Raw genomic sequence first — 25,941 nt, 5'->3', positions numbered from 1 at the left:
ACCGACCTAAGCCGTGGTTCACCCGAAAGCCTCGGCATCTCACGGGATGCCCTTCTGAGGGTGGTGAGGCGGTTTCCGCCGATCGCCTCACCACTCACCTTCGGGCAAATGGCCGCAACCGCTTGCGCAGCAGCAAGAACAGCCCGGCCGCGCCGAACACCACCGCGCCGATGATCCACACGGGCAAGGGCTTTCCCGGCGCCTCGTCCGGCACCGTCACGGCGGCCGGAGTGGGCGAGGCCTTCTTCAGCGGCGGCGCGATCTCCTGCCACGGCGACGCGCCTTCCGCCGTTCCCTGGACCATCTGCGGGTCGACCGGTTTCACCAGCAACGTGCCCGGCACCGTCAACGTGCCCAGCGGGTGGTCCTGGAACATCCCCTGCACGCCGAACACCTCGTAGGTGCCGTTGGGCAAGGAGAACGTCACGGCGTAGTGCGCGGGTTCGCCCAGCGGCACGCCGACGAACTGCCGCGAGTCCGCCCCGGACTGGAACCGCAGGCCGGTCTTGCCGAGGTCGCCGGAGAACGGGTGCGTGCCGTGTTGCAGCACCCAGTAGCCGACGGTGTGGGTGGTCGAGGCCTGGATCGACGGCACCGGGTCGACGTACGTGACCGCCCAGCCGCCCGCGAGTGCGCTGGGTGCGCTGATCAGCAGAAAAGCGCATATCAAGGCGAGAATTCTCATGACGCGACTACACCGGGAACCGAAGTGAGGTTCCCGGTGTAGGAAGGGCATCACGGACGAAGCGGTGGCACGGGCGATCGCAGGCGACCAGGCGGCCTACGGCGAGCTGGTCGCCCGGTACACCGCGCTCGCGCACCGGACGGCCTACCTGCTCGGGGCGGGTGCGGACGCCGGTGACGTGGTGCAGGAGGCGTTCGTGAAGGCGTACCGGAAGCTCGGCACGTTCAAGCCGGAAGCCGACTTCAAGCCGTGGCTGCTCAAGATCGTCGCCAACGAGACCAAGAACCTGCACCGCGGCCGGCGGCGGCGCAACCTGATGGAGCTCAAGCTCGCCACCGTCACCGAGACGGTCGACCACGACGACCCCGGCACGCTCGTGGACGACTCCCGCGCCCAGCTCCTGAAGGCCGTGCAGAGCCTGCCCGAGCACGATCGCCAGGTCGTCACGTGCCGGTACCTGCTGGAGCTGAGCGAGGCCGAGACCGCGCAGACCCTCGGCCTGGCCAAGGGAACCGTGAAGTCGCGGCTGTCCAGGGCACTCGCCAAACTGCGCCCGATGCTGGAGGAGGTGGCCCATGACCGATGAACCGACCGAGGCCGCCCTCCTCGACCTGGGCCGGCGGATCCACGTGCCGGAACCGCCGGACGTCACCGCTCAAGTGCTGACCCGGATCAACGCGCCCCAGCGCGGAAACCGTTGGCTCACCGCACTGGTGGCGGCGGTGACGGCCTTCGCGATCGCCTTCGCCGTGTCCCCGGCGGTGCGGGCGGGCGTGCAGAACCTCCTGGAGTTCGCCGGCGTCGAGTTCCGCACCGAGGCACCGCGGAGCGTCGCGCCTCCGTTGCCCAGCCAGGAGGTCTCGCTCGAAGTAGCGCGAAGAGAAATGCCGTTCGAGATCCACCTGCCGGCGGAACTCGGCGAGCCGGACAAGATCACCGTCCACGAAGGACGGTTCGTCACCCTGCACTACGGAACCCTGCGGCTCGACCAGTTCGACGGCACGATCAGCACCACCATCGGCAAGCTGATCCACCAGGACGGCGTCGAGCAGATCAACGACCGGATCTGGATCCCTTACCCGCACGTGTTCTTCTACATCGACCGCGACGGCCAGTGGCACACCGAGGAGCCACAGGCCGCCGCGCAAACCCTGCTCTGGCAACGAGGTCAGGTCACCAACAGGCTCGAAGGCGACCTGACCAGGGAGCGTGCGCTGAAGATCAGCGAGAGCTAGCCAGTGCCTTCTCGATCATCGGCACCAGGCTGCGGGTGTACTGGCTGTTGAGGTGGTCGGAGTCGTAGTACACCGCCACGTTCCCGACCACGGCGTGGCACTGCCTGTCGTCGCAGAAGTACTCGGACAGGTCGACCAGGGACACCCCGGTGTTGCCCGTGCTGCGGGCGACCTCGGTCAACGGGTCGGCCGGGTGCGCCACCGCGCGCGGGATCGCGCAGGCCTCCGGGTTCGACGCGTTCAGGGTCACGCAGTCGGGCGAGCGGACCTTGCCGTTGTACGGCGGATCGGCCAGCACGACCACGCGGGCGCCCGCGTCCGTCCACTTGCGCCACCGCGGTTCCAGGCCGGCGCGGTACTGCTCGGTCTGGCTGCGGCCGCTCTTGTCGTCAGCCGGTTCCTCACGCGAGTAGAACGACGTCAGCACCATCGACGGCTTGTCGTCGGCGATCACGTCGGTCATCCGCTTCGTCCAGTCCGCGCAGCGCTTGACCTCCTGCTCGGGGTGCTCGTCACCGCGGAACGACGAGTTCCGCACGTCCGCGAACGGGCACGCGCCGAGGAAGCTGACCTTGAGCTGCCACTTGCGTTCGCGGGCGATCTCGAAGATCGGCGGCTGCCACTGCTGGGCGTGCGAGTCGCCCACGAGCCAGACCTTCTCGGCCGCGGCGTCACCACCGGAGAAGTCGCAGACGGACGTGGTGTCCTTGTCCTCCGCCTTGTAGTCCTGGACCCGCCGGCACTCCGGCGCGATCGGCCAGTACTCGTTGGCCGGACCCATCGCCGGCACGCGGGCAGGGCCGAACGGGGTCGGGCAGCCGTTGATGCCGATCATGGCGTTGGCGCCGTGGCACGGACCGTCGAGACCCGCGGCCACGTCCCGGTCCGCCTGGGCGACGTGCCGGTGGTAGGTCCACTGGAGTCCGCCGGCCATGATCGTGACGACGGCGATGCCGATCATCATGCTCGAGAACGTCAGGCCGCGGCTGCGGGTGAGTGGGCCCCACGACATGCCGTGGTCCTCGACGACCACCTTCGACACCCACGCGACGACCATCGACAGCGCGAGCAGGCCCAGCAGCCACGGCGTGCTGAGCTTGCCCTTGTCCAGCAGGCCGCTCAGCGCGAACGGTGCGAGCAGCAGGAACGGCCAGTGCCACAGGTACAGCGAGTAGCTGATGCCACCGATGAACTGCACGGGCCGTGACGCGGTCACCGTTGTGTGCCACTGCTTGCCGGGACGCAGGCCGGACATGATCACCAGGCCGGTGCCGGCCGCCGGGATCATCGCGAGGTAGCCGGGGAACGCCGTGTGGTGGTCGTAGAGGAACGCCGTCGCGATGATCATGGCGAGGCCGGCGAACGCCGCGAGTTCCGCCGCCACGCGGGGCAGCACCAGCTTCATGGACGCCAGCGCCACACCGGCGCCGATCGCGAACTCCCACACCCGCACCGGCGTGATGAAGTACGCCTGGCTGGGCGAGGCGATCGTGTAGTAAACGCTCAGCGCGAACGACACCACGAAGAGGATCGCGACGCCGAGCACCACCCAGCGGCGCCTGCCGATCTTGAAGAAGCCGATCAGCAGCAGCGGCCAGAACAGGTAGAACTGCTCCTCGACCGACAGCGACCAGTAGTGCTGGACGAGGCTCGCGGCCTCGTTCTGCGCGGAGTAGTTCACCGACTTGCCCGCGAGCAGCCAGTTCTCCCAGTAGGAGGCGGCGGCGAAGGACTCCCAGGCGTTGGCCGTCCAGCGCGGGTAGGGCAGCAGGAAGTAGGCGGCGATGATGCTGAACCCGAGGACCAGGAACGCCGCGGGCAGCAGCCGCCGGACCCGTCGCGCGTAGAACGTGCCGAGCCGCACCCGGCTCGTGCGGACGATCTCCTTGTCGAGGTGCGACGTGATCAGGAAGCCGGAGATGACGAAGAAGACGTCGACACCGACGTAACCACCGGTCAGTCCATCAGGCCAGAAGTGGTTGACCACCACGGCCAGCACCGCGATCGCGCGCAGTGCCTGGATGTCGGTGCGGAAACCGGTACCCGCCGGCTTGCCGCTGGCGGGTCTCTCGATGTCCGGTTTCTCGCTCAGTTCCGCAGTCGTGCTCATGGCTGAATCCCCCAGGATTGATCAGCACGACGACTCTCAGTGACTTAATCCCTGGTCAGGGGTCACTCGATCGTGCTGAAGACGGGGGATACTAACCCGACGTGAAGAAATTTCACCGCCAGCTGGGCAGCCACAGTTGCTGTTGCCACATTTCCGGCGTGATCGGGTTGCCGTTCAAGATCGGCCACAGCCACACGAAGTTCGCCACCACGATGCCCACGTACAGCGCGACGACGAGCAGACCGGTGCCACGGCGTTCGGAGCCCGCGGTCTTGCGGCCCAGGATCTCGCCCAGCGCCAGCACGATCAGCAGCACCAGGAACGGCGCCATCGGCGTGACGTAGAAGAAGTACATCTGCCGGTCGAGGTTGAGGAACCACGGCAGCAGGCCCGCCGCGTAGCCGACCAGGACGCCGGCGTAGCGCCAGTCCATCCGGCCGATGGTGCGGAAGATCGCCCAGCCGATCACCGGGAACGCGAGCCACCACATCGCGGGCGTGCCGATGAGCATGATCGCGCCGAGGCACGACGCCGCGCCGCAGCCCGTCACGGAGTTGTCGTAGTAGTAGAGCATCGGACGCAGGCCCATCGGCCACGTCCACGGCTTCGACTCCCACGGGTGCCGGTTGGTCTCCGAGGTGACCAGCTCGACGTGGAACTTGTAGACGTTCTTCGCGTTATACCACAGCGACTGCAGGACGTCCGGGATGTACGAGATGTCCTTGACCTTGCCGCCGACCACGTGCCGGTCGATGCCGGTCTCGCTGGCCATCCACGGGAACCACGTCGCGATGTAGACCAGCACCGGGATGGCGACCAGGCCGCCCAGCGACGGCAGCACGTCCTTGGCCAGCGCGCCCAGCCACGGTTCCTCGACGCCCGCGGCCCGTCGTGCCAGCGCGCTCCAGACCACGGTCAGCAGGCCGAACGCGGCGATGTACCAGATGCCCGACCACTTGATGCCGCACGCGGCACCGAGCATCACGCCCGCACCGAAGCGCCACCAGCGGAAGCCGATCCACGGGCCGAAGGCCGAGTTGTTGATGAAGCCCTCGCGCACGGCCACGGCCAGACGTTCGCGCATCTGTTCGCGGTCGACGACCAGACAGCCGAACGCGGCGACCACGAACAACGCCAGGAAGATGTCGAGCATGCCCATCCGCGACTGGACGTGCGAGACGCCGTCCGCGATGAGCAGGATGCCGGCGAGCGCGCCCAGCAGGTCCGAACGGGTCAGGCGGCGGGCGATCCGGACGATCAGCAGGATCGTGATCGCACCCGCGAGCGCCGACGCGAACCGCCAGCCGATGCCGTCGTAGCCGAAGAGCTCCTGGCCGATCGCCATCAGCTGCTTCGCGAGCGGCGGGTGGACGATCAGCTCGTAGCCCGGGTTGTCCTCGTAGCCGCCGTTGCGCAGCACCTGCGCCGTCTGCGGCACGTAGTGCTTCTCGTCGAAGATCGGCGTGCCCTTGTCCGTCGGATAACCGACGTTCCAGAAGCGCACGACGGCACCGATCAGCGTCACGACGATCGTCATGAGCCACCCGCGCATCCGGTCTCCGTACGGAGGCGGGGCGAGCGTCGCCGCACGATCTGTGCGCGGCTCCTCGACGAAGACGGGCGCCTCTCCTGGCTGCACGAGGACTGTCACGCCGCCGATCGTAGGGTGAAGCTTGTGAGTCCTGTATCCGGTTCAGGCCGTCTCGTCCTGGCAGCCACCCCTCTCGGGGACATCCGCGACGCCTCCGCGCGCCTGATCGAGGCTCTGGAGACCGCCGACGTGATCGCCGCCGAGGACACCCGGCGCCTGCACAGCCTCGCGGCCGCGTTGCAGGTCAAGCCGTCCGGCAAGGTGATCAGCTTCTACGACCAGAACGAGATCGGGCGCCTTCCCGGGCTGCTCGAATCGCTGCACAACGGCTCGACCGTGCTGCTCGTGACGGACGCCGGAATGCCGTCCGTGTCCGATCCCGGCTACCGGCTCGTCGCCGCGTGCGTCGAGCAGGACCTGAAGGTCACCTGCCTGCCGGGGCCGTCCGCGGTGACGACGGCGCTCGCCCTGTCCGGCCTGCCGAGCGACAGGTTCGCGTTCGACGGCTTCCCGCCGCGCAAGTCCGGTGAGCGCAAGCGCTGGTTCGCACCTTTGGCCACCGAGCAACGCACCGTCGTCTTCTTCGAGGCACCCCACCGGCTCGCGGACACGCTCGCGGACGCCGTCGAGGTGCTCGGGCCGGACCGTCGTGCCGCCGTGTGCCGCGAGCTGACCAAGAAGTACGAAGAGGTCGTGCGCGGAACTCTTGCCGAACTCGCCGAGTGGGCCGTGGAAGGCGCACGCGGCGAGATCACCGTGGTGCTCGGTCCCGCTCCCATCGCGGACACGCCCGACCTCGACACGCTCGTCGCCGAGGTCAAGCAGCGCGTCGCCGACGGGGAACGGATGAAGTCGGCCGCCGCCGAGGTCGCGGAGGCGGCCGGGATCAGCAAGAAGACGCTCTACGACGCGGCGATCAAGTCAAGCTGACTCCTTGTTGAACGTCCGCACGCCGTAGAACACGCCGACCAGCACCAAAGCAGCGACCGAGACCAGCCCGTAGAACATCGAGCCGGGGTTGAAGATCGACCGCTCGGCGTCGACGACGTGCGCCAGCGGGTTGACCCGCGACAGCCAGTAGAGCCACTGCGGGCCGTTCGACATCGGCAGCAGCACGCCGCTCAAAAGCATCAACGGCACGATCGACGCCGACAGCACGGACGCGAAGACGTACTCCAGCTTCACCTTCAACGCGATCGCGTACGACACCGAGCCGATCGCGATGCCCAGCAACGCCACCAGCCCGAGTCCGAGCAGCATCTGGCCCGGCGACGCCCGGAACCCGAACAGCATCGCGGCCAGCATGATCAGCAGGCTCTGCACGACCAGCAGCACCACGTCCTTGCCGACCCTGCCGACGAGCAGCGCGACCCGGCTGACCGGGGTGACCCGCAGGCGTTCCATCACGCCCGTGCGCACCTCGGGCAGCAGCGAGAAACCCGCGTAGGCCGTGCCGAACAACGCCATCTGCACCAGCAGACCCGGCACGAACCACTGCCAGCCACCCTCGCCCAGCAGCGGTCCGAACAGGCCGAGGTAGAGCAACGGCTGGGCGATGCCGAACACGACCGCGACGGGATTGCGCAGGACCGGCAGCATCACGCGGGAGAACACGAGCCAGGTGTCACGCAGCATTGGCTTCCTCCCGCAACGAGCGGCCGGTCATGGTCAGGAACACGTCGTCGAGCGTCGGCCGGTGGACCTGCACCGAGTGCAGCTCCACACCGATGTTGTCGAGGTCGCGCAGCAGTCCCGGCAACGCGCGGTCGCCGTTCGGGATGCGGAAGCTGACCTTCTCGCCGTCGATCACGGCGTTCTCGAACTTCGAGGCGACGATCGAGGCCTGCGGCGTGCCGAGCACGACCAGATCGCCGGAGACGCGGTGCTTCAACTCGTCCGGTGAGCCCTCGCCCACGATCGAGCCGTGGTCGATCACCAGCAGCCGGTCGCTCAGGTAGTCGGCCTCGTCCAGGTAGTGCGTGGTCAGGAAGACCGTGACGCCGTCGGCCTTGAGCTGCTTGATGTGGTCCCACAGGTTGCGGCGGCTCTGCGGGTCGAGCGCCGTGGACGGCTCGTCCAGGAACAGCAGCCGCGGGTCGTGCAGCATGCCCATCGCGATGTCGAGCCGGCGTTGCTGGCCGCCCGACAACGTGATGACGCCGCGCTTCTCCAGGCCTTGCAGGTCGAACCGGTCGAGCAGGTCGGCGACCTTCGTGCGGGCGTCGTGCTTGGACAGTCCGTAGAAACGGGCCTGGAACTCCAGCTCGTCGGCGACCCGCTGGTCCTGGCCGGAGCCGTTCTTCTGGCCCACGTAACCGATGTTGCGGCGCACTCCGGCCGGGTCGGTGAGCAGGTCGTGGCCGGCGATCGTCGCCTCGCCCGCTGTGGGCTGCAACAGCGTCGTGAGCATGCGCAACGTCGTGGACTTGCCTGCGCCGTTCGGGCCGAGGAACCCCACGAGCTCGCCCTCGGCGACGTCGATGTCCACCCCTGCGACCGCGTCCACCGGACCGGTCTTCGTGGTGAATCGGCGCGCGAGGCCGCGTGCCTTGATCATGACTGAATCCCCTCTAGTCAACTTTGACTAGAGGCTAGCGGGGACTAATCAAGTTTGACTAGTCACTTAGCTCGTACGCACCGGCCTCTAGGCGTTCGATCAGCTCCTGAGTCCAGCGCACCTGGCCTTCGAGATGGACGAGCCACAGTCGAAACAGCTCGCTGACGTGCGCGGGCTTGCCCATCTCCGGCATCGACGAGATGCCGTGCCGGGTGGGGGTGAGCTGCCCTTCCAGACCCGCCAGCCGGTTCTTCAGCAGCACGACCGCCTGCCTGCGGGGGACGAGGTTGAGCATCGCGACGCCCGCGGAGAGCTCGTCGTTGCCGGCGGCCGGATCGGCCAGCGCGTGGTTGAGCAGGTCCTGGAGCTCGTGCTCACCGGCCGCGGTGATCTTGTAGGTCGTGCGGGCGGGGCCCTCCTCGGACTCCGCGGTGCCGACCGGCTCCAGCAGGCCGTCCTTGGCCAGCGACTTCAGCGCGTGGTAGATCGAGCCCGGCTGCACGTTCGCCCAACTCTCCGCCGACCACGACTTCAGCTCGCGGCGCACCACGTAACCGTGCGCTTCGCCGACGAGCTTGACCACGCCGAGCACCAGCATCCTGGTCGCGGACAAACAGACCTCCCACTCGGTGAAAACCCCCTGGCACCGCCTCCGTAGGCTATTGCCATGAGTGCCTCCGTACTGACCGCGGTGGCCTGGCCTTACGCCAACGGCCCCAGGCACATCGGTCACGTCTCCGGTTTCGGTGTCCCGTCCGACGTCTTCTCCCGCTACATGCGAATGTCCGGACACCGGGTGCTCATGGTCAGCGGCACGGACGAGCACGGCACACCCATCCAGGTGCAGGCCGAGAAGGAAGGGCTCACCGCCCGCGAGCTCGCCGACAAGTACAACCGCGTCATCGCCTCTGACCTGCAGGGCCTCGGCCTGTCCTACGACCTCTTCACCCGCACCACCACCGGCAACCACTACCAGGTGGTGCAGGACCTGTTCTCCGCGCTGTGGAAGAACGGCTACGTCGTCCCCAAGACCGAGATGGGCGCCATCAGCCCGTCGACCGGCCGCACGCTGCCCGACCGCTACATCGAGGGCACCTGCCCGATCTGCGGGTACGAGGGCGCGCGCGGCGACCAGTGCGACAACTGCGGCAACCAGCTCGACCCGTCGGAACTGATCAACCCGCGTTCGAAGATCAACGGCGAGACGCCGAAGTTCGTCGAGACCGAGCACCTGTTCCTCGACCTGTCCGCGTTCATCGACTCGCTGAGCAGCTGGATGGGCACGCGGTCCGACTGGCGCCCGAACGTCCTCAAGTTCTCGCAGAACCTGATCAAGGACCTGCGGCCGCGCGCGATCACCCGCGACCTCGACTGGGGTGTGCCGATCCCGCTCGACGGGTGGAGCGACCAGCCGATGAAGCGGTTCTACGTGTGGTTCGACGCGGTCATCGGGTACCTGAGCGCCTCCGTCGAGTGGGCGCGGCGTTCCGGCAACCCCGACGCCTGGAAGGAGTTCTGGAGCGGCGACGCCCAGAGCTACTACTTCATGGGCAAGGACAACATCGTCTTCCACTCGCTCATCTGGCCGTCGCTGCTGCTCGGGCAGAACGGCGCGGGCGACAAGGGCGGCGAGCCCGGCCGGTTCGGCACGCTGAACCTGCCGACCGAGGTCGTGTCGTCGGAGTACCTGACGATGAGCGGCTCGAAGTTCTCCACGTCGCGCGGCACCGTGATCTACGTCGGTGACTTCCTCAAGGAGTTCGGGCCGGACGCGCTGCGGTACTTCATCTCCGTCGCGGGTCCCGAGAACCAGGACACCGACTTCACCTGGGAGGAGTTCGTCCGCCGGACGAACTTCGAGCTGGCGAACGAGTGGGGCAACCTGGTCAACCGCTCGATCTCGATGGCGCACAAGAACGTCGGCGCGATCCCGAAGGCCACCGCGCTGACGCCTGCCGACCACGAGCTGCTCGCGCAGTCCAAGGCGGCGTTCGACACGGTCGGCGCGCACCTGCGCCGCTCGCGGTTCAAGCAGGCCACCGGCGAGGCCATGCGCGTGATCTCGCTGGCGAACAAGTACCTGTCCGACCAGGAGCCGTGGAAGCTCAAGGACGACCTGGACCGCCGCGACTCGGTGCTGCACACCGCGTTGCAGGTCGTGCAGGACGCGAACACGCTGATGACGCCGTTCCTGCCGCACTCGGCGCAGAAGGTGCACGAGGCGTTGGGCGGCACGGGCGTGTGGGCCGCACAGCCGGAGATGACCGAGGTCGACGACCTGGACATCCCCGACCGTTCGTACCCGGTGCTGACCGGTGACTACGCCAGTGAGCAGGCCAAGTGGGAGTCGACGCCGCTCGAGGTCGGCCGCCCGCTGCAGAAGCCGTCGCCGTTGTTCGCGAGGCTGGAGAAGGAACTGGGCGACGAGGGGCCCGAGTGGGCTCCGATCGTCAAGTGATCGCCCTGTGACGGACAAGCGTGAACGACCGCCGGTGCCGGAAGCTCTTCCGGCACCGGTGATCGACGCCCACACCCATCTCGACGCGTGCGGGGCCGTGGACGCGGCCGACGTGGCGGTGCTGCTCGATCGGGCCGAGGCCGCCGGCGTCTCGCACGTGATCACCGTGGCGGACGACCTGAAGGCCGCGCAGTGGGCCGCCGAGGCGTCCACTTGGGACCCTCGGGTCTACGCGGCGGTCGCCGTGCACCCGACGCGCACCTCTTCTTTCGGGGACGCGGAGAAGGCCGAACTGGAGCGGTTGGCCGTGCTGCCCCGCGTGGTCGCGATCGGTGAGACCGGTTTGGACTATTACTGGGACTACTCGCCGCCGGCCGCCCAGCACGAGGCCTTCCGTTGGCACATCGACCTTTCCAAGCGCGTCGGGAAGCCGTTGATGATCCACGACAGGGACGCGCACGAGGACATCCTCAAGATCCTCGACGCCGAGGGCGCACCGTCCACAGTGGTGTTCCACTGCTTCTCCGGTGATGCGGACTTCGCCCGGCGGTGCGTCGACGCGGGGTACGTGCTGTCGTTCGCGGGCCCGGTGACGTTCAAGAACGCCCGTGCGCTGCGGGAGGCGGCCGCTCTCGTGCCCCAGGACCAGCTCCTGGTCGAGACCGATGCGCCGTTCCTGACGCCCCATCCGTTCCGGGGCCGTCCAAACGAACCCTATTGTGTGAATTACACAATTCGGGATCTCGCGACGCTGCGTGACGAAGATCTTTCTGAACTCTGCTCCGCCGTCACCCGTACTGCTCAACGAGTGTTCGGGCTTGACCACTGAAATGCGACTTAGAGCGAACGGAGCAAAGGGTTCCTACCCCCATGGGGTGACTGACGTCACAACATTGGTGGGGGTGTTTGCGCAACGTGCCTCACCCCGTTACTGTCCCGTGACCGTGCCACCTGAGCCGACCCAGTCGGTTCGGAGCACGCCCGCAGTCGGGGCGGGACCGAAGCCAGAAGCGCGAAGAAGCGAGACCACGTAGGAGGAGTTGCCGGGAACCTTCGAGCTCCAACTCGAATGATCTTGTCAACGCCAACTGTGCGGTGGCCTCACAGCTTCCGCAATGGAGGTATCGACCCTTGTCTGGTAGCGACAGAGCTGCTGCTCCGTACGACTTCAACGACGACACCGACTGGTTCACGCCCGTCGGCGGCACGGCGGTTGATGTCGCTGATCCCCACCCGAGCTTCCCCGCCGGTGCGCTGACCATCACGCCCGCGGACGTGCTCGACGTGCTCGGCCCGGACGCCGACGACCTGCTCGCCTCGGCGAACGTGGACGTCGACGAGCTGATCCGTCTCATCAACGCCGAGACGACGATCATGCCGCCCCTCGTCCTCCCGTCGGAGGAAGAGGAGCTGCGCGACCCGCAGGTCCTCGTCAAGGCCGCCTCGACGTGGAAGCGCCGCTTCCTCAAGGGCACGGTCGCCGCGGTCCTGGTGTCGATCTCCGGTGGCGGTGTGACCGCGATGGCGATGGACAAGTCGCTGACCGTCGAGGTCGACGGCGCGCTGCAGACCGTCCACTCGTACGAGGGCACGGTCGGCGAGGTCCTGGCGGAGGAAGGCATCGTCGTCGGTGAGCACGACGCCCTGTCGCCCTCGCTGAACGCCCCGATCTCCGACGGCGGCAAGATCAGCCTCGACCGCGGTCGCCTGGTCAAGATGAGCATCGACGGCCAGGCTCGCGAGGACTGGGTCCGCTCGGTCACCGTCGAGGAGGCCGCCAAGCAGTTCGGCGTGCCGCTCGAAGGCGCCTGGATGTCCGCGCCCGGCTCGCACGACGTGCCGCTCGAGGGCATGAGCGTCGAGGTCAAGACCCGCAAGAACATCAAGCTCTTCGACGGCGCGAACCCGGTCCGCGAGGTCCAGACGACCGCACTGACCGTCGACGAGCTGCTGAAGGCCGAGAACCTCAGCCTCGGCCCCGAGGACGCCGTCGCGTCCGGCATGGACGTGAAGCTCGCGACCGGCGCCGAGGTCTACATCTCGCGCACCGGCGTCACGGTCATCAACGTGAACGAGCCCGTCGCGCCGCCGGTCGAGAAGACCAACGACCCGAACATGAACGCGGGCGAGCAGAAGGTCACCGACCCCGGCGAGGCCGGCGAACAGGTCGTCACCTACCGCGTCACGGTCAAGAACGGCAAAGAGGTCGGCCGCGAGAAGCTCAGCGGCAAGGTCACCAAGGAGCCGAAGCCGAAGAAGGTCACCGTCGGCACCAAGCCTCTGCCCGACGGCGAGGTCTGGGACCGTCTCGCCAAGTGCGAGGCCGGCGGCAACTGGGCCATCAACACCGGCAACGGCTACTACGGCGGCCTGCAGTTCAACGCGGGCACGTGGGCGGCCAACGGCGGCACCGCGTACGCGCAGCTTCCGCACCAGGCGACCCGCGAGCAGCAGATCGCCATCGCGACCAAGCTCCGCGACCGCGCCGGCGGCACGTACGGCGCGTGGCCGGGCTGCCGCGCGAAGCTCGGCCTGCCGTAAACACGCACAACCCTCTCCGTCCCCCTGACAAGGCCGCCCTGGTTCGCCACGGGCGGCCTTCGTCGTTGCCGAACTGCACCCCGGTGAGGTCGGGTGCGCTGAGCGACGTGCCGGAGCCGGGCCGCACCGGTGAGGTCGGGTGACGTGGTCGGAGCCGGGGTGGGCGATCGGTGGTTGAGGCTCGGGCAGGGCCCGGCCGTCAACGGCAATGGCGAAGCCGAGCCGTCTCTCCGCACGCCCAAGGCAACGGCGAAGCCGAGCACCCCTGCCGCCAACGGCAATGGCGAAGCCGAGGCGTGTGAACCTGGGCCTGCCGGTCAAGCGGTGATGACGCAACCAACCCGGCGATTGGGGCTTGACCTTGAGTGGGCGGGATGCTCCCCTCATGGGCACGGCCGGGCGCTTTTCAGCCCGGCCTTTTCCGGCCGTCAAGCATCCCGCCAGAGGCTCAAGGTCAAGCCCCAATCGCGATCGTCGCGAAGCGGCGATGACTGGCACCGGCTCGGTACTGCCCGCCCGGCCACCCTCGCAAGGCGACCACCCGCCCGCCAGGCGACCACCCCGCTGGAACGCGACAAGCCAACGCAAGCCGACCCGCCCCCCGGCCCCGCGGTCCCAGCCCGTCCCTCCACGGGTGAGCCTGCGAGAATGCACCGGTGAGCCTGCTGGGACCTGCCGAAGTTCGTCGTCTGGCTGAAGAGCTGGGCATCCGCCCGACCAAGAAGCTCGGCCAGAACTTCGTGCACGACCCGAACACGGTCCGCAAGATCGTCGCCGCCGCCGGGTTGACGGAGGACGACGTGGTCCTGGAGGTCGGCCCCGGCCTCGGCTCCCTGACGCTCGCCCTGCTGCCCGTCGCCAGGCAGGTCGTCGCGGTCGAGATCGACCCGCCGCTGGCGCAGCGGCTGCCGCAGACGGTCGGCGAGATGGACCCGGACAACGCGGGCAAGCTCCACGTCGTCCTCAAGGACGCCATGAAAGTCACCCAAGAAGACCTGCCGGTCCAACCCACGGCGATCGTCGCGAACCTCCCGTACAACGTCGCGGTCCCGGTGGTGCTCCACCTCTTGGCCGAACTCCCGAGCCTCCAGAAGGGCCTGGTCATGGTCCAGGCCGAGGTGGCCGACCGGATGGCGGCGAAGCCCGGCAACAAGATCTACGGCGTCCCCAGCGTGAAGCTCGCCTGGTACGCGGAGTCCAAGAAGGCCGGCTCCATCGGCAAGAACGTCTTCTGGCCCGCGCCCAACGTCGACTCGGGCCTGGTGTGGTTCCAGCGCCACGAAAAGCCGCTGTCCACAGTGGATCGGAAGAAGCTCTTCTCGATCGTCGACGCCGCTTTCGCGCAGCGCCGCAAGACGCTGCGGGCGGCGTTGAAGGGCTGGGCCGGCAACCCGGGAAACATTGACGAACTGCTCGCCAAAGCCGGTGTGGATCCCCAGCAAAGAGGCGAGCAGCTGAGCGTGATCGACTTCATCCGGATCGCCGAGGTCTAGGCCGGGGATCCTTCGGCCAACAGTGTGATCTGTCGAACGAATCGGATTCTGGCTTGCGCAACCGAACGTCCGTCCGGTTGACTGCTACTTGCCATCCGGAGCGACTGAGAGACCTGGCTCTACGACGTCGCAGCAACCACCCGCTGGATGCGGGCAGGTGCTAACGCCAGGACCGATGGAGGAGCACCATGGGTACCGTGCGAATGCTGACGCGCCGTCGAGTCATCGACCAGTGCCGTCGCTCGTCTTCTGCATGTCGTCGCCACCTCGTCTAAGGCGCCTTCTAAAAGTCCTTTGACGCGCACTCAGTCACGAGTGGCGCACACACCTGAGCAGAAATTCTGACCGCGCACGTCCGTCTCAATCGGACAGTGTGCCGTCGCGCGCAGCCGTGGAGCAGACATGATCACCGTCGAAAACCTCACCAAGTCCTTCCAGGGCGTCAGTGCCCTCAACGGCGTGACCCTCGACGTCGAAGCCGGAACCGTGCTCGGTGTCGTCGGCCCGAGTGGCGCCGGCAAGTCGACGCTCGCCCGCTGCGTCGCGCTGCTCGAGCGCCCCGACTCGGGTGCGATCCGCGTCGACGGCACCGACATCACCAGCCTCGACGGGTCGGCCCTGCGTGCCGCCCGCCGCCAGATCGGCGTTGTGCCGCAAGGGGATTCGCTTCTCCGTCAGCGCACGGCCGCCGGCAACATCGCACTGCCGCTGGAGTCCGCCGGCGTTCCCGGACCGCAGCGCCGCACCCGGGTGGGCGAGCTGCTGGACCTCGTCGGGCTGACCGACAAGGCCGGCTCGTACCCCGACCAGCTGTCCGGCGGGCAGCGTCAGCGCATCGCCGTGGCACGCGCCCTCGCTGCCAATCCGTCCGTGCTGCTCGCCGACGAGCCGACCAGCGCGCTGGACCCGGAGACCACCGGTTCCGTGCTGACCGTGCTCGACCGTGCGCGCGCCGAGCTGGGTGTGACCGTTCTCGTTGTCACGCACGACATGGGCGTGGTCCGCAAGATCTGCGATGACGTCGCTGTGCTGGAGCAGGGCCGCGTCGTCGAGCACGGCAAGGTGCTGGACCTGGTCAACGACGTCGCGAGCCGCACGAGCAGTGCGCTGCTGCCCGCCGTCGACCTGAACCCGATCAACGAGAGCAGCTACGACCGCGTCGCGGACGTCGTGCTCGTCGGGTTCGCCGCGGTCGGTGCCCTGCTTCCCGAGGTCTCCCACCGGTTCGGCGTCGAGCTGAACATCGTCGGTGGCGGCCTCACGCGACTGGGCGAGACCCCGGTCGCGCGGTTCCGGCTCGGCCTGAACGGCGAGCGCTCGGACTCCGCTCTGGAGTGGATCGGCGAGGCCGGCGGCTCGGTGCAGAGGTCCCTGAAGGGCCCGCAGGGAGTAGCTGCGTGAGGTCTGCAACACCCTGGTCCGACGTTTTCTCGTTCCTCCTCGAAGCAACCGGCGAGACGCTGTACATGGTCGGCGTCTCGACCGTCATCGCCACCGTTCTCGGAGTTCCCGTAGGTGTCTGGTTGCAGCTCACCGCCAAGGGTGGGCTGCGGCCGAACGCCGCGGTGCACAGGGTCCTGAGCTTCGTCACCGACCTGGGCCGCGCGATGCCGTTCATCGTGCTGCTCGTCGCGCTGACGTCGGTCACCCGCCTCATCGTCGGCGGCTCCATCGGCAGCACGGCGGTCATCGTGCCGCTGGCCGTGGGAGCGATCCCGTTCGTGGGGCGGCTCGTGCAGAACATCCTGTCCGAGGTGCACGTGACCGTGGTCGAGGCCGCGATCACGACCGGCGCCTCGACGTTGCGGATCGTGCGCAGCGTGCTGATCCGCGAGTCGCTGCCCGCGCTGATCAACGCCATCGGCGTCACCGTGATCGCCCTGATCGGGTACTCGGCGATGGCCGGCGTGATCGGTGGCGGTGGCCTCGGCGACCTGGCGATCCGCGAGGGCTACCAGCGCTTCAACGACCGGATCCTGTGGAGCACCGTGGCGTGGCTCGCCGTGCTCACCACCGTGATCCAGCTCGGTTTCACCCGTGCCGCCCGTGCGTCCGACCGGCGCCGGCACGCCTCCGTCTGACCCGTAGCAATTTCTCAAAAGGAACGTAATGCGTATTCGTGCTGCCCTGATCGCAGTCGCTTTGACCGGTTTGACTGCTCTGTCCGCCTGCTCGTCCGGGGGCGCGTCCGCCTCGGACACGCTGAAGGTCGGCGTCTCGCCGGTCCCGCACGCCCAGATCCTCAAGTACGTGGCCGACAACCTCGCCGCGTCGAAGGGCCTGAAGATCGAGGTCGTCGAGTTCACCGACTACGTGCAGCCGAACACGGCGCTGGTCGACGGGTCGCTCGACGCCAACTACTTCCAGACCGTCCCGTACCTGGAGACGTTCACGAAGGAGAGCGGCGCCAAGGTGGAGTGGGTCCAGCCCGTCCACGTCGAGCCGCTCGGCCTGTACTCGAAGAAGGTCAAGAAGCTCGACGAGCTGCCGTCCGGTGCCAAGATCGCCGTGGCGAACGACGCCACCAACGAGGCGCGCGGCCTGAAGCTGCTGGAGGCCAACGGCCTGATCAAGCTCAAGGCCGTGGACCAGCCGACCGTGCGCGACCTCGCGGAGAACCCCAAGAACCTGCAGTTCGTGCCTCTGGAGGCCGCTCAGCTGCCGCGTTCGCTGGAGGACACCGACGCGTCGGTCATCAACGGCAACTACGCCATCGACGCCGGCCTCAAGCCCGCCACCGACTCGCTCGCGCTGGAGAAGGCCGAGGGCAACCCGAACGCGAACGGCCTGGTCACGCGCACCGAGCTCAAGGACGACAAGCGCATCAGGGACCTGGCGGAGCTCCTCGGATCGCAGCAGGTCAAGGACTACATCAAGCAGACCTTCAACGGTTCGGTCATCCCGGTCTGACCGCGACAGTGACCGGGGGAGGAGTCCGGGACACCAGAACGCCCGTACGCTGACATGGTGCTCGCAGTCGTTCCACCCCCGGTCACAGTTCGCGTCCCGGCCAAGGTCAACCTGCACCTGGCCGTAGGTGACGTGCGCCCGGACGGCTACCACGACCTGGTGACGATCTTCCAGGCGCTTTCCCTGGTCGACGAGGTCACGGTCGCGGTCGCCGACGAGCCAGGAGTCGAGGTGTACGGCGAGGGCGCCGACCAGGTGCCCACCGGAGCCTCGAACCTCGCCTGGCGCGCGGTCCAGCTGCTGGCCACCCACGTCGGCAAGGACCCGGACGACCCCAAGGTCCGCGTCGTCATCCGCAAGGCCATCCCGGTCGCGGGCGGCATGGCGGGCGGCAGCGCGGACGCGGCGGCGGCGCTGGTCGGCCTGTCGTCGTTGTGGCGCCTCGACATCAGCCGCGACGAGCTGGCCGAACTGGCCGGGAAGCTCGGCGCGGACGTTCCCTTCGCCCTGTACGGCTCGACCGCGCTGGGCACCGGCCGCGGCGAGCGGATCGTGCCCGTGCTGGGCCGCCACCAGTTCCACTGGGTGCTGGCGTTCGACCGCCGCGGACTGTCCACTCCGGACGTGTTCGACGAGCTGGACCGCCTGCGCGCCGAGGGAGACCCGCCGCGCGTCGGCGCCGTCGAAGCCGTGCTGGAGGGCCTGTCCTCCGGCGACCCCCGTCAGCTCGCTCTGCTGCTGGGCAACGACCTCCAGGCCGCCGCAGTCTCGTTGCGCCCGAACCTGCGCCGCACTCTGCGCGCGGGCGTCGACGCGGGCGCGCTGGCCGGCATCGTGTCCGGTTCCGGGCCCACGACGGCGTTCCTGTGCGAGGACGGCGACGCGGCGGTGAAGGTGGCCGCCGAGCTCGCCGGTGCCGGTGTGTGCCGGACGGTGCGGGTGGCGCACGGACCGGTCCCCGGAGCGCGTGTGATCGCGACTGAGGAGCCCAAGCCCACGCCCCCCGAGGTGCACGCGTAACCGAGGGCCTTGGTCCTCCTGGGTAGCCTGCATCGGGCAGTTTCTTACTAGTCGTGAGGTTTTGATGGCCAACCTGGTCAACCTGGAGTCCGTGTCGAAGTCGTTCGGCGTCCGGCCGCTGCTCGACGGCGTGTCGCTCGGCGTCAACGAAGGCGACCGCATCGGCGTCGTCGGCCTGAACGGCGGTGGCAAGACGACGCTGCTCGAGGTGCTGGCCGGGGAGGAGCCCGCGAACGAGGGCCGGGTGTCGCGGTCGCGCGATCTGCGGATGGCCGTCGTGACGCAGCGCACCGAACTGCCGCACGGTTCGACGGTGCGCAACGCGGTGATCGACCCGCTCGGGTTCGACGCCGAGCACGAGTGGGCTGCCGACGCCCGCGTTCGGTCCATTTTGGACGGACTCGGGATCATGGCGCTGGGCCTGGACTCCGTGGTCTCCACGATGTCCGGTGGCGAGCGGCGCCGGGTCGTGCTCGCGGCCGCGCTGATCCAGGACCTCGAACTCATCGTGCTCGACGAGCCGACGAACCACCTCGACGTCGAGGGTGTGCGGTGGCTCGCGGAGCACCTGCTGGCCCGCAAGTGCGCGCTCGTCGTCGTCACCCACGACCGGTGGTTCCTCGACACGGTCTGCAACCGCACGTGGGAAGTGGTGAACGGCAAGGTCGAGCAGTACGAGGGCGGCTACGCCGACTGGATCTACGCCCGCGCCGAGCGGACCCGCCTCGCGGACGTGCTGGAGGAGAAGCGGCAGAACCTGGCGCGCAAGGAACTCGCGTGGCTGCGCCGCGGCGCGCCCGCGCGCACCTCGAAGCCGCGCTACCGGATCGAGGCCGCCGAGGCCCTGATCGCGGACGTGCCGCCGTTGCGCGACAACGTCGAGCTGCTCGCGTTCGCCAAGAAGCGGCTGGGCCGCACGGTGATCGAGCTCGAGGACGTGACACTGTCCATTCCAGACCGTTACCTGGTGCGCGACCTGACGTGGCGCATCGGCCCTGGTGAGCGGATCGGTCTGGTCGGCGTCAACGGGTCCGGCAAGACGACGTTGCTGAGGCTGCTGGCCGGGGAACGCGAAACCGAGACGGGCAAGCGGATCCAGGGCTCGACGGTCAAGATCGCGCACCTCTCGCAGGAGCTGCTCGACCTCGACGGGTCGATGCGCGTGCTGGAGGCGATCGAGGAGGTCGCGCGGCGCGTCGTGCTCGGCAAGTACGAGATGTCGGCCTCGCAGCTGGGCGAGCGGTTCGGGTTCTCGTCGCAGAAGCAGTGGACGCCGGTGGCGGACCTGTCCGGTGGCGAGCGGCGGCGGTTGCAGCTGTGCCGGTTGCTGATGGCCGAGCCGAACGTGCTGCTGCTCGACGAACCGACGAACGACCTGGACATCGACACGTTGCAGCAGCTGGAAGACCTGCTCGACTCGTGGGCGGGCACGCTCGTCGTGATCTCGCACGACCGGTACCTGGTCGAGCGCGTGTGCGAGAAGGTCGTGGCGCTGTTCGGCGACGGCGGGCTGACCGAGCTGCCCGGCGGCATCGAGGAGTACCTCAAGCGCCGCGACTCGATGCGCGACAGGGAGTCCGCGGCTCCGGCCGCCGGCAAGGCGCCGTCCAACGCCGCAGACCAGCGCGCCGCCCGCAAGGAGCTGGCCAGGCTGGAGCGCCGCCTGGAGACGCTGCACAAGAAGGAAGCGGAGCTGCACGCCGCTCTCGCCGACGCCGCGACCGACTCCGGCCGGTTGCTGAAGCTCGACGCCGAACTCCGCGCCGTGCTGGCGGAGGAGTCCGACGTGGAGGCTCAGTGGATGGCGGCGGCCGAGGTGGTCGAGGGCTGAACTACTTGCCCTTGCGGCGCAGTTCGGCGGCGAGCTGGGGCAGCAGCTCGTCGATGAACGACGTGTCGTAGCCCTGGCCGGAGAGCAACGCGTAGCTGAAGCGCGCCTTCATGACCTCTTCGGAGCTCGCGCCGAGCATGCCGTCGAGCGCGACGCCGATCTCCTCCAGCATCCGGTCGACCTGCGCGGTGCGGTAGCCGCGCTGGCCGGCCGCCGCCTGCGGGATCCGCAGCTGCCGGAGGTCCTTCCACGACTTGACCTGCGGCATGCTGCGCACCGGTCCGGAGAGCTGCTGCTCGATCTGGCCGAGGAACCCGTCCACCTCGGTCTCGTCGTAGCCCCGCCGGCCTATCAGCGGGCGGGAGAACCGCACGTCGCGGACGTCCTTGCCGGTCAGGTTGTCCTGGCCGAGCAGCGTCGCCTCGATGCGGTCGAGGAACGCGTCCACCTGGGACTCCTGGTAGCCGCGGCGGCCACGGGGAGGGCGGTGGAACGCGATGTTGCGGATGTCCGCCGCGGTGAGCTTCGGCGAGTCGATGGACTTCGGCATCGCGGCCTGCTGAGCGGGCTGCAGCGGGGCCGGCGGCTGCGGGCGACGCTGCTGTGGCTGCGGACGCGGTTCGGGCCGCAGGCGTGGATCTGGCTGCGGACTGCGCTGCTGCGGCCGCTGCTGTTGCTGCGGGAGCTGCGTCGTCGGCGGGCCCGCTGTGCGCGGTGGCGGTGCGGTCTCGAACATCAGCACCACGAGGTCGAGGAACGTGTCGACGTCTTCCTCGTCGTAGCCGAACGTGCCTGGTGCGGTCTCGCCGAACACGGCGTCCTGCACCTGCTGGCTGGTCAGGTTGTCCCTGCCACGCAGAGTGCCTTCGATGCGGTCCAGGAACGCGTCGATCTGGCCCTCGTGGTAGCCGCGGGTCCCCGGTCTGGGCTTGTGGAAGCGCACGGCGGCGACGTCGTCAGGGGACAGTCGCACCGCGGGTCTCATCGCCTGCGACGTCGCGTGGGCGCCCTGGGCCGGCGCGGAGGCCTGCTGGCGTTGCGGAGTGGACCGCAGCGTGTCCGCGACGAGTTCCATGAAGACGTTGACCTCGTTCACGTCGTAGCCCGGATCACGGGTCGCGGTGCTGAACTTGACGTTCAGCACGTCTTCACGCGTGAGGATGTCCTTGCTCTTCATGGTGCTCTCGACCCGGTCGAGAAACGCGTCCACCTCAGCCGCGTCGTACCCGCGCTGACCACGCGGGGGACGGTGGAACGCGACCAGGGCCACGTCCTGCGCGGAGAGCAGAGGTGCCGGATGCGCGGGTAGACGATGCTGCGCTCCGGGGCCGCCCCGATCCACCAATGACCTCCTCCTGCGTACCTGTACTGGGGAGTATCGCGTTTCGCGTGGCATAACGTTTCGCCCTGATGGACCAAACGGCGCCACTACGATCGCGAACATGAGTCAGTTCGTGGATGTGATGCTGGCGACGGCCTCCAGCGGCGGGGACAGGGGCATGACGACGGGTGAACCCGCCGCGCCAGTCCGCCAGACCTGGGCCGAGGTGCACGAACGCGCCCGGCGGATGGCCGGTGCGCTCGACGTGGCGCCGGGCACCGCGATCGCCGTGCTCGCCGCCGAACCAGCCGTGATCGCCCCAGCCGTGCAAGCCGCATGGCTGTGTGGTGGCAGCGTCACGATGTTGCATCAACCCACACCACGCACCGACCTGGCCGAGTGGGCCGAGGACACGCTGCGGGTGCTCGCCATGATCGATTCGCGTCTGGTCCTGCTCGGCAGCCCCTTCGACGCCCTTGCCGCCGTTCTGGACCAGCACGGAGTGCCTTACAAACTGCTCTCCGAACTCGACGCGGAACCGATCTCTGCTCCTGTTCCCACCGACGAGGATGCCACGGCACTGCTGCAGTTGACGAGTGGATCGACGGCTGACCCCAAGGCGGTGCGAATCACGCACCGCAATCTGATGGCCAACGCCGAGGGAATGCGCATCGCGGCGGCGCTCGATCCCGCCTCTGACGTCATGGTTTCGTGGCTGCCGCTGTTCCACGACATGGGGATGGTCGGCTTCCTGACCGTGCCGATGCTGTTCGGACTGGAATTGGTGAAGGTCACACCCGTCGACTTCCTGTCACGCCCGACGTTGTGGGCCGACCTCATCACCCGGTACCGCGGCACCATCACCGCCGCGCCGAACTTCGCCTACGCGATCGTGGCGCGCCGCCTGGCCTCCTCGTCCGACTCCTTCGACCTGTCGACGATGCGCCTGGCGCTGAACGGCGCCGAGCCGATCGATCCCTCCGCCGTGGAGGCGTTCGTCGCCGCGGGCGAACGGTTCGGGCTGCGCCCGGAGTCGATCCTGGCGGCCTACGGCATGGCGGAGACCACTCTGGGTGTGGCTTTCGCGCCGTTGTTCACCGGCCTGTCGGTCGATGTCGTGGACGCGGACGCCGTGGAGGCGGACAAGAAGGCGGTGCCCGCTTCGGACGGTCGCGCGTTCCCGTTGCTCGGCCCGCCGTTGCCCGGCCTGGAACTGCGGGTGGTCTCGGACTCCGGTGACGTGCTCGGTGTGCGGGACGTGGGCGAGATCCAGATCCGCGGCGAGGCCGTCACTCCCGGCTACCTGACGGTGAACGGTCCACTAGCCACACAGGACGCCGAAGGCTGGCTGTCCACCGGGGACCTCGGGTACGTGGTCGAAGACGGCCAGGTGGTCGTCTGCGGGCGCCGCAAGGACGTCATCATCATGGGCGGCCGGAACATCTACCCGACCGATGTGGAGCGTGCCGCCTGCTCCGTCGAGGGAGTGCGGGCCGGCAACGCCGTCGCCGTGCGGCTGGACGCGGGGACGAAGCGGGAACGGTTCGCCGTGGTGCTGGAGTCGAAGCTGGCCGGGGATGAGGCCGCCGAGAAGGATCTGGTCAAGCAGGTCACGGCTCGGGTCGTGGACGCGGTCGGGCTGCGGCCGTTCGCCGTGGTGGTGCAGCCGCCGGGGACGTTGCCGAAGACGCCGTCCGGGAAGCTCCGGCGGTCCGCCGCGGCCGAGTTGGTCTAGTAGAGGGCATCCAGTTCGGCGAGTCGCCTGCGCAGTTCTTTCGCGCTCTTGCGGGGGAGTGCGCGGGCGACGAAGCCGAGGAGCTCACGGGCCTCGTACGGGTCGGTGCAACACCACGAGATTCCGCAGCCCTTGGACTCGAAGTCCCAGAGCCTGCGGTACGGGTTGTGCACGAACTCGGTCCACGCCCGGAGTGCGATCTCCACGGCGAAGAGCCCGAGGTAGTTGCGGCTCAGTTCCAGCCGCAGGACGTCTGACGTGAAGCGCCGGGAGAACGCGGCCACCAGCATGGGCGTGCGCCTACGCGGCATGGACCTTTCGGTTCGCCATGCCGTCCATTGTGCACGTCAGTGGAAGCTGTTTTGTGCTGCTTCCAGGCCCTTGGTGACCAGGGCCTCGGCCGCGTCCGCCGCCCGGTCGATCTCCAGGGCGAGCTGCTTGCGTTCCACCGTCGAGAAGTCCTTCAGGACGTAGTCGGCGGGGTCCTGGCGGCCGGAGGGGCGGTCCACGCCGAAGCGCAGGCGGTGGTAGTCCGGGCCGCCCAGGGACTTCGTGATGGAGCGGAGTCCGTTGTGGCCGTTGTCGCCGCCGCCGAGCTTCATGCGCAGCGCGGCGAACGGGAGGTCCAGCTCGTCGTGGATCACGAGGATGGTGGTGGGCTTGAAGAACTTCACGGCGCTCGCGACCGGGCCGCCGGAGAGGTTCATGAAGCTGCGCGGCTTGGCGAGGACGACTCGGTGGCCGGAGAGGCGGCCCTCGACGATCTCGGCACCGGACTTGTGGGCCTTGAACTTGCCGCCGACGCGAGCGGCCAGTTCGTCGAGGACCAGGAAGCCGATGTTGTGACGGTTGCCTTCGTACTTCGGGCCCGGGTTGCCCAGGCCGACGATGAGGGCGAGGTCAGCGTCCACGGAACCGCAACTCCTGCTCGAGATCGTCCAGCAACGTGTCGACGGCCTGCACCTGGTACCCCTTGCCCAGCAGGCCGGACGTGGTGCTGAACCGGGTGTTGCGGACCTCGGTGGAGGTCATGGCGCCCCGGCCGTCCAGGTTGGCCGCGGCGCGGAGGACGAAGGCGTCGACTTCGGCGCGATCGTATCCGGTGCTCGCCTTGGGGAGCTTGCGCGCGTGGAGGTCCTCGCCGGTGTTCAGGCCCGTCGGCGGCACGATGCCGTTGCGGATCTGGAACTCCAGCAGGTGCAGGACGCCGTCGACGCTGAGCGGGTCGTAGCCGTTCGGGACCGTGGCGAACCTGACGGTGCGCACGTGGTCCGGGTTCAGGCGGAGACGGCCGGCCAGCGCGTCGGCGACGATCTGCAGGAACTCGTGGACCTGGTCCGGGTTGTAGCCCTGCCGCTTGCGGCGGAAGGTCTTGGACCGGACGTCGGCGGGCCGCAGGTACTGCAACGGCGCGCCGCCCCCCTTGTGAGGAGGTGACGCGCCGTCGTTTCTGCCCGACGTGATGGGGCTCAGCTTTCCTCGGTGGCCTCGGCCGGAGCGGCCTCGTCACCCTCGAGCTGCGCGGCGGACGGCGCCTCGTTCACGGCGACGACGAGAGCGTCGGCGTCGGTGATCAGGACGGCACCTTCCGGCAGGGTCAGGTCGCTGGCGTGGATCTGGGTGCCGGCGGTGATGCCCGCGATCGACAGCTCGATCTGGTCCGGGATGTTCAGGGCGTCAGCCTCGATCTGGATCGTGCTGAGGTCCTGCGTGAGCAGCGTGCCCGAGGCGGGCTCGCCGGAGATGGACAGCGGCACCTCGACGGTGACCTTCTCGCCGCGCTTCACGAGCAGCAGGTCGACGTGCTCGATGTAGTTCTTGATCGGGTGCGTGGTGACGGTCTTGGTGAGCGCCAGCTCGCTCTCGCCACCGAGGGCGAGGGTGAGGACGGCGTTCTGGCCGTGCTCACGGACAACACGGGCGAACTCGAGCGCCGGCAGGGCCAGGTGCTGCGGGTCGGAACCGTGGCCGTAGAGCACCGCGGGGATCTTGCCGGCGCGACGGGTACGGCGGGCGGCGCCCTTGCCGAATTCAGTGCGCTGCTCTGCGGCGAGACGGACCTCGGACACGGTGGGGTACTCCTTACAAGTCTGGCCTTGTACGTCGGGGCGGTGCACAAGTATCAGCGGTTCAGCTTTGGGGGTGGCCTGCGGTGGCGAGCAGCATGCGGATGACTTCAACACGCGCGGCATCGAGCCACCGCGTCGATCACGTTGAGCTGGATAGCTCGCCCTCGCCGAGGCAACCCGACCAGTGTAGGTGAGTGTTGGGGTGGGGGCCTAATCGGGGGTCGGGTTGTCGACTTGCTGATCGCGACCGGGCGCGTGGGTCACCTTGCGGGCGGCCTGGTTGCCTTGCTTGCTTCCCCTGGGGGCTCTGCCCCCAGACCCCCGGCAATCTGATCGGGGGATAGCGCCACACGCGGGTAGATGGCACGCCTGTTGCGTTGGGCGG

The 25,941-nt window shown here is 68.4% G+C and carries 24 protein-coding genes and 1 riboswitch; of the genes, 13 read left to right on the top strand and 11 right to left on the bottom strand.

Features of this window, described 5'->3' with window-relative positions; translation table 11 throughout:
- Positions 1 to 94: 94 nt before the first annotated feature.
- A complete protein-coding gene (locus ACH413_RS39695; RefSeq protein ID WP_360046959.1) occupies positions 95 to 685 on the bottom strand; it encodes a hypothetical protein in 591 nt (196 codons plus the stop codon).
- 64 nt (positions 686 to 749) lie between these two features.
- Between ACH413_RS39695 and ACH413_RS39690 the strand changes: the two genes are divergently transcribed.
- A complete protein-coding gene (locus ACH413_RS39690) occupies positions 750 to 1,271 on the top strand; it encodes an RNA polymerase sigma factor (RefSeq protein WP_319975648.1) in 522 nt (173 codons plus the stop codon).
- Positions 1,261 to 1,920 (top strand): hypothetical protein, encoded by a 660-nt coding sequence (locus ACH413_RS39685; protein ID WP_360046960.1) that lies wholly within the window; start codon positions 1,261 to 1,263, stop codon positions 1,918 to 1,920. Before ACH413_RS39690 ends, ACH413_RS39685 begins: the two co-directional genes overlap by 11 nt.
- Here ACH413_RS39685 and ACH413_RS39680 read toward each other — a convergent pair.
- Together ACH413_RS39680 and ACH413_RS39675 are read right to left on the bottom strand one after the other, a co-directional pair.
- Positions 1,907 to 4,030: an acyltransferase family protein gene (locus tag ACH413_RS39680; protein WP_360046961.1), complete on the bottom strand. Its 2,124-nt coding sequence runs from the start codon at positions 4,028 to 4,030 to the stop codon at positions 1,907 to 1,909. The genes ACH413_RS39685 and ACH413_RS39680 overlap by 14 nt on opposite strands.
- 112 nt (positions 4,031 to 4,142) lie before the next feature.
- Complete coding sequence (locus ACH413_RS39675; protein WP_360046962.1) at positions 4,143 to 5,681, bottom strand: phospholipid carrier-dependent glycosyltransferase; 1,539 nt, start codon at positions 5,679 to 5,681, stop codon at positions 4,143 to 4,145.
- A 24-nt stretch (positions 5,682 to 5,705) separates the two neighbouring features.
- Between ACH413_RS39675 and rsmI the strand changes: the two genes are divergently transcribed.
- Complete coding sequence (rsmI, locus tag ACH413_RS39670) at positions 5,706 to 6,551, top strand: 16S rRNA (cytidine(1402)-2'-O)-methyltransferase (RefSeq protein WP_360046963.1); 846 nt, start codon at positions 5,706 to 5,708, stop codon at positions 6,549 to 6,551.
- Here the strand turns inward: rsmI and ACH413_RS39665 are convergent.
- From ACH413_RS39665 to ACH413_RS39655, 3 genes are read right to left on the bottom strand one after another with little or no spacing between them, the layout of a single operon-like run.
- Positions 6,543 to 7,256 carry an ABC transporter permease gene (locus tag ACH413_RS39665; RefSeq protein ID WP_360046964.1) on the bottom strand — a complete coding sequence of 238 codons (714 nt, stop codon included), beginning with the start codon at positions 7,254 to 7,256 and terminating at the stop codon, positions 6,543 to 6,545. The two genes, rsmI and ACH413_RS39665, sit on opposite strands and share 9 nt — an antisense overlap.
- A complete protein-coding gene (locus ACH413_RS39660) occupies positions 7,246 to 8,178 on the bottom strand; it encodes an ATP-binding cassette domain-containing protein (protein WP_360046965.1) in 933 nt (310 codons plus the stop codon). The genes ACH413_RS39665 and ACH413_RS39660 overlap by 11 nt, the downstream gene beginning before the upstream one ends.
- Before the next feature lie 58 nt (positions 8,179 to 8,236).
- A complete protein-coding gene (locus ACH413_RS39655; protein WP_360046966.1) occupies positions 8,237 to 8,791 on the bottom strand; it encodes a PadR family transcriptional regulator in 555 nt (184 codons plus the stop codon).
- 54 nt (positions 8,792 to 8,845) lie between these two features.
- Between ACH413_RS39655 and metG the strand changes: the two genes are divergently transcribed.
- The 9 genes from metG to ACH413_RS39610 all read left to right on the top strand — a co-directional run bounded on the left by metG (position 8,846) and on the right by ACH413_RS39610 (position 20,431).
- Positions 8,846 to 10,636, top strand: a complete 1,791-nt coding sequence (metG, locus tag ACH413_RS39650; protein WP_360046967.1) for a methionine--tRNA ligase — start codon at positions 8,846 to 8,848, stop codon at positions 10,634 to 10,636.
- A gap of 7 nt (positions 10,637 to 10,643) precedes the next feature.
- Positions 10,644 to 11,465: a TatD family hydrolase gene (locus ACH413_RS39645; RefSeq protein ID WP_360046968.1), complete on the top strand. Its 822-nt coding sequence runs from the start codon at positions 10,644 to 10,646 to the stop codon at positions 11,463 to 11,465.
- 302 nt (positions 11,466 to 11,767) lie between these two features.
- Complete coding sequence (locus ACH413_RS39640; protein ID WP_360046969.1) at positions 11,768 to 13,177, top strand: transglycosylase family protein; 1,410 nt, start codon at positions 11,768 to 11,770, stop codon at positions 13,175 to 13,177.
- A gap of 662 nt (positions 13,178 to 13,839) precedes the next feature.
- Positions 13,840 to 14,670 carry a 16S rRNA (adenine(1518)-N(6)/adenine(1519)-N(6))-dimethyltransferase RsmA gene (gene rsmA / locus ACH413_RS39635; protein ID WP_360046985.1) on the top strand — a complete coding sequence of 277 codons (831 nt, stop codon included), beginning with the start codon at positions 13,840 to 13,842 and terminating at the stop codon, positions 14,668 to 14,670.
- 88 nt (positions 14,671 to 14,758) lie between these two features.
- A riboswitch (SAM riboswitch) is annotated at positions 14,759 to 14,852 on the top strand.
- A 220-nt stretch (positions 14,853 to 15,072) separates the two neighbouring features.
- A complete protein-coding gene (locus tag ACH413_RS39630) occupies positions 15,073 to 16,071 on the top strand; it encodes a methionine ABC transporter ATP-binding protein (protein ID WP_360046970.1) in 999 nt (332 codons plus the stop codon).
- On the top strand, positions 16,068 to 16,751 hold the full coding sequence (locus ACH413_RS39625; RefSeq protein ID WP_360046971.1) for a methionine ABC transporter permease: 684 nt from the start codon (positions 16,068 to 16,070) through the stop codon (positions 16,749 to 16,751). The genes ACH413_RS39630 and ACH413_RS39625 overlap by 4 nt, the downstream gene beginning before the upstream one ends.
- A gap of 28 nt (positions 16,752 to 16,779) precedes the next feature.
- Positions 16,780 to 17,580 carry a MetQ/NlpA family ABC transporter substrate-binding protein gene (locus ACH413_RS39620; RefSeq protein ID WP_360046972.1) on the top strand — a complete coding sequence of 267 codons (801 nt, stop codon included), beginning with the start codon at positions 16,780 to 16,782 and terminating at the stop codon, positions 17,578 to 17,580.
- Between the two features lie 57 nt (positions 17,581 to 17,637).
- On the top strand, positions 17,638 to 18,600 hold the full coding sequence (locus ACH413_RS39615; protein ID WP_396425637.1) for a 4-(cytidine 5'-diphospho)-2-C-methyl-D-erythritol kinase: 963 nt from the start codon (positions 17,638 to 17,640) through the stop codon (positions 18,598 to 18,600).
- 64 nt (positions 18,601 to 18,664) lie between these two features.
- Positions 18,665 to 20,431 carry an ABC-F family ATP-binding cassette domain-containing protein gene (locus ACH413_RS39610; protein ID WP_360046974.1) on the top strand — a complete coding sequence of 589 codons (1,767 nt, stop codon included), beginning with the start codon at positions 18,665 to 18,667 and terminating at the stop codon, positions 20,429 to 20,431.
- Position 20,432: 1 nt separating this feature from the next.
- Here ACH413_RS39610 and ACH413_RS39605 read toward each other — a convergent pair whose 3' ends face one another.
- Positions 20,433 to 21,773 carry a DivIVA domain-containing protein gene (locus tag ACH413_RS39605; RefSeq protein ID WP_360046975.1) on the bottom strand — a complete coding sequence of 447 codons (1,341 nt, stop codon included), beginning with the start codon at positions 21,771 to 21,773 and terminating at the stop codon, positions 20,433 to 20,435.
- A 100-nt stretch (positions 21,774 to 21,873) separates the two neighbouring features.
- On the opposite strand from ACH413_RS39605, the gene ACH413_RS39600 reads away from it, so the two are divergent.
- Positions 21,874 to 23,487, top strand: a complete 1,614-nt coding sequence (locus ACH413_RS39600) for a fatty acyl-AMP ligase (protein ID WP_360046976.1) — start codon at positions 21,874 to 21,876, stop codon at positions 23,485 to 23,487.
- On the opposite strand, the gene ACH413_RS39595 is transcribed toward ACH413_RS39600, so the two are convergent.
- From ACH413_RS39595 to ACH413_RS39580, 4 genes are all read right to left on the bottom strand, one after another.
- Entirely contained in the window at positions 23,484 to 23,798 is a 315-nt protein-coding gene (locus tag ACH413_RS39595; protein WP_360046977.1) for a hypothetical protein, read from the bottom strand. The genes ACH413_RS39600 and ACH413_RS39595 overlap by 4 nt on opposite strands.
- Before the next feature lie 36 nt (positions 23,799 to 23,834).
- A complete protein-coding gene (gene pth / locus ACH413_RS39590) occupies positions 23,835 to 24,398 on the bottom strand; it encodes an aminoacyl-tRNA hydrolase (protein WP_360046978.1) in 564 nt (187 codons plus the stop codon).
- Positions 24,388 to 24,894 (bottom strand): DivIVA domain-containing protein, encoded by a 507-nt coding sequence (locus ACH413_RS39585; protein ID WP_360046979.1) that lies wholly within the window; start codon positions 24,892 to 24,894, stop codon positions 24,388 to 24,390. The genes pth and ACH413_RS39585 overlap by 11 nt, the downstream gene beginning before the upstream one ends.
- Before the next feature lie 62 nt (positions 24,895 to 24,956).
- Positions 24,957 to 25,556 (bottom strand): 50S ribosomal protein L25/general stress protein Ctc, encoded by a 600-nt coding sequence (locus ACH413_RS39580; protein ID WP_360046980.1) that lies wholly within the window; start codon positions 25,554 to 25,556, stop codon positions 24,957 to 24,959.
- Positions 25,557 to 25,941: the final 385 nt, after the last annotated feature.

This window comes from Lentzea sp. NPDC020367 (assembly GCF_044387305.1).
GTDB lineage: Bacteria > Actinomycetota > Actinomycetes > Mycobacteriales > Pseudonocardiaceae > Lentzea.
Note: the sequence above shows the minus strand (reverse complement) of the source record. Positions and strands in the feature narration are given on the sequence as shown.